This window comes from Sphingobium sp. UBA5915 (assembly GCF_002431195.1).
In the GTDB taxonomy this organism is placed as follows: Bacteria; Pseudomonadota; Alphaproteobacteria; order Sphingomonadales; family Sphingomonadaceae; genus Sphingobium; species Sphingobium soli.
Window position 1 is genome coordinate 23,119 of sequence record NZ_DJDV01000075.1, and the last position, 6,000, is coordinate 29,118.

Here is a 6,000-nt window from a genome sequence, read left to right on the forward strand (position 1 = left end):
CCAATTCACGATGGCCATTTTCTGCGGCCGCCGCATGATATCAACCAGGATGACCACCACGCACAGGATTGCGAGGGTTAACGAAGCGATGGAAAGCCCATGCAACCAATCTGGAAAAGGCGCTGACGCCATGCGGTCTTGACAGGGACGCGCCCCACTGTTTCCATCGAAATGATCTAGGCGCGTTCCAGCAATCGCTCCGCCTGCGCCCTTGCTTCCGCCGTAATTTCCGCTCCCGACAACATGCGCGCGATTTCTTCGCGGCGCTCTGCATCGTCCAGGGCGTGGACCCCCGTGCGTGTGACGGTGCCATCGGACGACTTGGCGATCAGCATATGGCCCGCGCCGCGCGCCGCGACCTGAGGGCTGTGGGTGACAACAAGGATCTGGTTACTCTGCGCGAGGCGGCTGAGCCGCTCACCGATCGCGTCGGCGACCGCGCCGCCCACACCCCGGTCGATCTCGTCGAAGATCAGCGTGTCCGCCCCACCCCGCTCCGCCAGCGCGACCTTCAAGGCGAGGATGAAGCGCGACAATTCGCCGCCTGACGCGATTTTGGCAAGTGGCGCGAAGGGCGCGCCGGGATTGGTCGAGATTTCAAACTCCACCCGGTCCATGCCCTGTGCGCTCCATTGGCCCTCGTCTAGTTGGGCAACGACAGTGCGGAAGCGGGCGGCGTCAAGCTTGAGCGGGGCCAGCCCCCCCGCGACCGCCGCATCCAGCCGACCGGCAGCCAGCTGGCGCTCCGCAGACAGCGCCTGCGCCGCGACGCGATAAAGATCGGCTTTTCGCGCCACATCCTGTTCCAGCGCGGCGATATGCTCCTCCCCACCCTCGATCGCGACAAGCCTTGCTGCCATGTCGTCGCCAAGCGCTGCGAGATCGTCTGGCGCAACCTGATGTTTGCGCGCAAGACCGCGCAGGTCGAACAGACGGGTTTCAATGGAGTCGAGACGCGCGGGATCGAAACTCAACGCCTCGGCGGCCTCGGCCAGCCGATCCTCCGCCTCTCCGGCCTCGACCACGGCGCGGTCGAGGGATTCGAGCACGGCGGCCAATAGCGGTTCCTCCCCGGCGATCCGGTCCAATCGGCGCGCCGCCTGCCGCAATTGGGCGAGGCCCCCGTCCGACCCGGTCAGGCAGTCGCTGATCGTAGCGAGATCATCGGTCAGGCGCGCGCCCTTCTGCATGGCGGCGCGCTCTTCGGCCAAAGTCGCCTCTTCGCCAGCTTGCGGGGCGAAGGTGCGCAGTTCCTCAACGGCGTGGGTGAGATAGTCGCGATCCCGCGCGGCGGTCGCCACCGTTTCACGCGCTTGGCTCAACGTATTGGCAGCGACGCGCCAATCGGCATGCGCCTTCGCCACAGCAGCTGTATCGCATCGACCATACGTATCGAGCATGGCGCGATGCCCGCGAGGATTGAGCAGTCCCCGATCGTCATGCTGCCCATGGATTTCCACCAACGAGCCGCCCAACTCGCGTAACAGAGCGGCCGAACATGGCTGATCATTGATAAATGCGCGGCTGCCACCATCGGCCTTCACCATGCGGCGAATAAGCAAGGGCTCGCCTGGCTCCATATCTATGCCATTGTCAGCCAATAGAGCGGCGGCCGGATGATCGGGCGCGGGCGGGTTGAAGGCCGCGATGACGCTGGCCTGCTGCTCGCCCGCGCGCACCAGTCCGGTGTCGGCGCGCGCGCCAAGCGCCAGGCCAAGCGAGTCGAGCAGGATCGACTTGCCCGCGCCCGTCTCGCCAGTCAGCACACTGAGGCCAGCGCCAAACTCCAGGTCCAGCGCCTCGATCAGCACGACATTGCGGATCGCGAGGCTTGTCAGCATGACGTGGTCCTACCCGTCAATGCACAAAAGGGGAACAGGGAAAGCGGCGGCTCAGGCCGCGCCGCCATGTTCCTGCATGAGCTTGTAGCTGCGCTCATACCATTTGGTGCCGGGATAATTGCGGCCCAGGACGGCGGCGGCCTTCTGCGCTTCGGTCGGGATGCCGAGCGACAGATAGGATTCGACCAGGCGCTCCAGCGCTTCGGGCGTATGGGTCGTGGTCTGATATTTATCGATGACCGTGCGGAACCGCAGCGTCGCGGCAAGCCACTGGCCGCGCCGTTGGTAGAAGCGACCGACCTCCATTTCCTTGCCGGCCAGATGGTCGTTGACCAGATCGACCTTCAGCCGCGCATCGGCCGCATAACGGGTCTGGGGATAGCGACGGATCAGTTCACCGAGCGAATCGAGCGCCTGCTGCGTGATCTTCTGGTCGCGCGTGACGTCGGCAATCTGCTCATAATAGCAGATCGCTATCAGATAATAGGCATAGGGCGCATCCTTGTTGCCGGTATGAATCGACAGGAAGCGCTGGGCCGCCGAAATGGATTCGGCATAATCCCGGTTCATATAATAGCTGAACGCCGACATGAGCTGTGCGCGGCGCGCCCATGGCGAATAAGGATGCTGACGCTCGACCTCATCGAAAAGCGCGGCCGCCAGCTTGTATTGGCCGCGATCAAGGCGATCCTTGCCGCTGTTATACAGGGTCGAAACGTCGCGAGCGACATACAGCGTGTCCGCCTTGTTCTTCGATGTCGAACAGCCGGTCAGGACGGGCGAGGCGATCAGGACCAGAGCGGTGGCCGCGCCGATGCGCGTCAGGGTTTTCGTCAGCATGGGGCGGGTCATAGCCGAGCGACGCGCCGCCGCCAAGCGCCAGAATGCTGCGCCTAATTCAACAGGTCGCAGCCAGTGGAAGGTCCAGCCGCGCGATGGTGCCGCCAGTGGCGCGGGGATGGATGGCAAAGCGACCACCAAGCTGCATCGCCAACGCATTGGCGATGCGCAGACCGAGCGACTGGCCGGCGCTCGCGTCGAAACCCAGCGGCACCCCCTTGCCATCATCCATGACGCGCAGCGTGAGTTCGCCCTCATCGCTTTCCAGGGTAATATGGATGGTGCCAGGCCGATCGGGCAGGCCATGTTCGATTGCGTTGCTAACCGATTCTGCAACGACGAGCGCCAGCGGAACCGTGACGTCGGACGCCAGGATCAAAGCTTCCGGCGCGGAGACCTCGGCCCTGACGTCGTTGCGACCGGAAGCATCCAGAATGTCGGCGGTCAAGGTGAGAAGAAAAGCCCGAATGTCCTGACCACGCCCCGACGGATCGTAGAGGGCGCGACTGATCCTGCCGATCAGGGCCAGTCGCGCCGAAGCGTCGTCCAAGGCGCGCCTGGCCACCTCATGATCGACATGCCGGCGCTGGAGCGACAGCATCGCTGCGACGACCTGGAGATTGTTGGACACGCGATGCTGAAGCTCGCGGAACAGCAACTCCCGATTTTCCGCGAGTGCGCGGCTGCGCTCCCGCTCCACCGCCAGATTGAAATTGGCGCGTTGCATGAAGTGGATGAGGATGATGTCCACCGTGACGACGCCGATGTAGAACAACATGGCCATTGCCACCGCCGGGTTGAGCGTGAAGCTATGGATCGGATTGATGAAGAAATACCATGAGGCGAAACCAGCTATCACGCCGCCAAAAATGCCCGGACGCACACCGAACAGGAAGGAGGACAGGATGACCGCCGGGAAGAAGGTGACGAACGGATAACCCTGCGGCAACAATGGTTCAGCGGCAAAGCGCAGCATCAGTCCAGCGCCGCAAAAAACGCAAGTCAGCAGATAGGCATAAGCCGGCCGATTGAGCACGAGCGGCAGGCGTTCGACAAAGCGCTCGTTGCTCCGCTGCATGATGATCCCCGTTTGGCTGGTCGGCACAATATCCAAGTCCTTACGGAAGCGCATTGATTGAAATCAGTCAACCGGCCCATCCACCAAAAAAGGCGTCCGAAACCGGACGCCTTCTTCAGTTACTCCCCTTTCAGGGTCGGCTTATCAGTCCTGGGTCAGGAAGTCGGGCAGCCCGGCGCTGGAGCCGTCATCGTCGCCCTTGCCGCCGCCATCGCCACGGGGGCCACGGTCGCGACGGGGACCACGATCGCCACGACCGCCACGGTCGCCACCGCGATCACGACGGTTGCGGTCGCCACGGCCTTCCCCCCGGTCGCCGCGCGGTTCACGCGGTTCGCGGGCGGGACGGGTGTCCTCCAGTTCCTCGCCAGTTTCCTGATCGACGACGCGCATGGACAGGCGCACCTTGCCGCGCGGGTCAATTTCAAGAACCTTGACCTTCACTTCCTGGCCTTCCGACACGACGTCGGTCGGCTTTTCCACGCGCTCATTCTTCATTTCGGACACGTGGACAAGACCGTCCTTGCCGCCCATGAAGTTCACGAACGCGCCAAAGTCAACGATGTTGACGACCTTGCCGCTGTAGATCTTGCCGACTTCCGCTTCCTCGACGATGCCGAGAATCCACTTTTTCGCGGCTTCGATCTGGGCGGTATCGGACGAGGAAATCTTGATGATGCCTTCATCGTCAATATCGACCTTCGCGCCGGTTTCCGCGACGATTTCGCGGATGACCTTGCCGCCCGTGCCGATGACGTCGCGAATCTTCGACTTGTCGATCTGGATCGTTTCGATGCGCGGAGCATGCGCCGACAATTCGGTGCGGGTCGAGGACAGCGCCTTGCTCATCTCACCCAGGATATGCGCGCGGCCTTCCTTCGCCTGACGCAGGGCGACTTCGAAGATTTCCTGCGTGATGCCGGCGACCTTGATGTCCATCTGCATCGTGGTGATGCCGTTTTCCGTGCCCGCGACCTTGAAGTCCATGTCGCCCAGATGATCCTCATCACCCAGGATGTCGCTGATGACGGCATAGTCCTTGCCTTCCAGGATCAGGCCCATGGCGATGCCCGACACCGGACGCTTCAAGGGAACGCCTGCGTCCATCATCGAAAGCGAACCGCCGCAGACAGTCGCCATCGACGACGAGCCGTTGGACTCGGTGATGTCGGAGAGGACGCGGATGGTGTAGGGGAACTCATCCTTGCTTGGCAGCACGGGATGCAGCGCGCGCCAGGCGAGCTTGCCATGACCCACTTCACGACGACCCGGCGCACCGAAGCGGCCGACTTCACCGACCGAATAGGGCGGGAAGTTATAGTGCAGCATGAAGTTTTCATAATGCAGGCCAGTGAGGCCGTCGATCATCTGCTCGGCGTCCTTGGTGCCCAGCGTGGTGGTGCAGATCGCCTGCGTCTCACCGCGGGTGAACAAAGCCGAACCATGGGTGCGCGGCAGGAAGCCAACCATCGCCTCGATCGGGCGGATCTGCGTCGTGGTGCGACCATCGATGCGCTGGCCGTCCTTGAGGATCGCAGTGCGGACGATTTCGGCTTCCAGCTTCTTGGTCAGCTTGATCCCGGCCATGACGGTCTGGGCGTCCAGTTCTTCCTCAGCGAAGAAGGCCTTCGCCTTGGCGCGCGCTTCGTTGAGCGCATTGGAGCGCGCCGACTTGTCGGTCAGCTTGTAAGCGGCGGCGATATCCTTGCCGATCAGCTTGGTCAGCTTCTTCTTGAGACCGCCAAGATCATCCTGCGCGGCCATTTCCCAAGGATCCTTGGCTGCCTGCTCGGCAAGGTCGATGATTGCATTGACGACCTTCTTGGCCGCGTCATGCGCAAACATGACAGCGCCCAGCATGACGTCTTCCGACAATTCCTTGGCTTCGGATTCGACCATCATCACGGCATTGCCGGTGGCGGCCACGACGAGGTCGAGGTCGCCTTCCTTCGCTTCTTCGAGCGAGGGATTCAGCTGATATTCGCCATCCTTGTAGCCCACGCGCGCAGCGCCGATCGGCCCCATGAAGGGCACGCCCGACAGGGTGAGCGCAGCCGAGGCAGCGATCATCGCCACGATGTCGGGTTCGCTTTCGCCGTCAAAGCTCAACACCTGAGCAATAACGTTGATTTCGTTGTAGAAACCTTCGGGGAATAGCGGGCGGATCGGACGGTCGATCAGACGGGAAACCAGTGTTTCCTTTTCCGTCGCGCCGCGCTCGCGCTTGAAGAAGCCGCCGGG

The 6,000-nt window shown here is 62.6% G+C and carries 4 protein-coding genes; all 4 read right to left on the reverse strand.

All coding sequences use genetic code 11. The annotated features are described in order from the left end of the window. Positions 1-176: 176 nt before the first annotated feature. Positions 177-1,841: a DNA repair protein RecN gene (recN, locus tag B2V90_RS12240; protein ID WP_228220759.1), complete on the reverse strand. Its 1,665-nt coding sequence runs from the start codon at positions 1,839-1,841 to the stop codon at positions 177-179. 51 nt (positions 1,842-1,892) lie between these two features. Further along, positions 1,893-2,681: an outer membrane protein assembly factor BamD gene (locus B2V90_RS12245; protein ID WP_021226942.1), complete on the reverse strand. Its 789-nt coding sequence runs from the start codon at positions 2,679-2,681 to the stop codon at positions 1,893-1,895. 58 nt (positions 2,682-2,739) lie between these two features. Next, complete coding sequence (locus B2V90_RS12250) at positions 2,740-3,759, reverse strand: sensor histidine kinase (RefSeq protein WP_037543398.1); 1,020 nt, start codon at positions 3,757-3,759, stop codon at positions 2,740-2,742. A gap of 144 nt (positions 3,760-3,903) precedes the next feature. Then, positions 3,904-6,000, reverse strand: a 2,097-nt coding sequence (pnp, locus tag B2V90_RS12255) for a polyribonucleotide nucleotidyltransferase (RefSeq protein WP_293921484.1), incomplete at its 5' end; no start/stop codon positions are given.

What these genes read in the sequence shown, in the direction of transcription:
- B2V90_RS12245 (WP_021226942.1), bottom strand. Translation starts at nt 2,681, where the DNA reads ATGCTGACGAAAACCCTGACGCGCATCGGCGCGGCCACCGCTCTGGTC.
- recN (WP_228220759.1), bottom strand. Translation starts at nt 1,841, where the DNA reads ATGCTGACAAGCCTCGCGATCCGCAATGTCGTGCTGATCGAGGCGCTG.
- B2V90_RS12250 (WP_037543398.1), bottom strand. Translation starts at nt 3,759, where the DNA reads ATGCAGCGGAGCAACGAGCGCTTTGTCGAACGCCTGCCGCTCGTGCTC.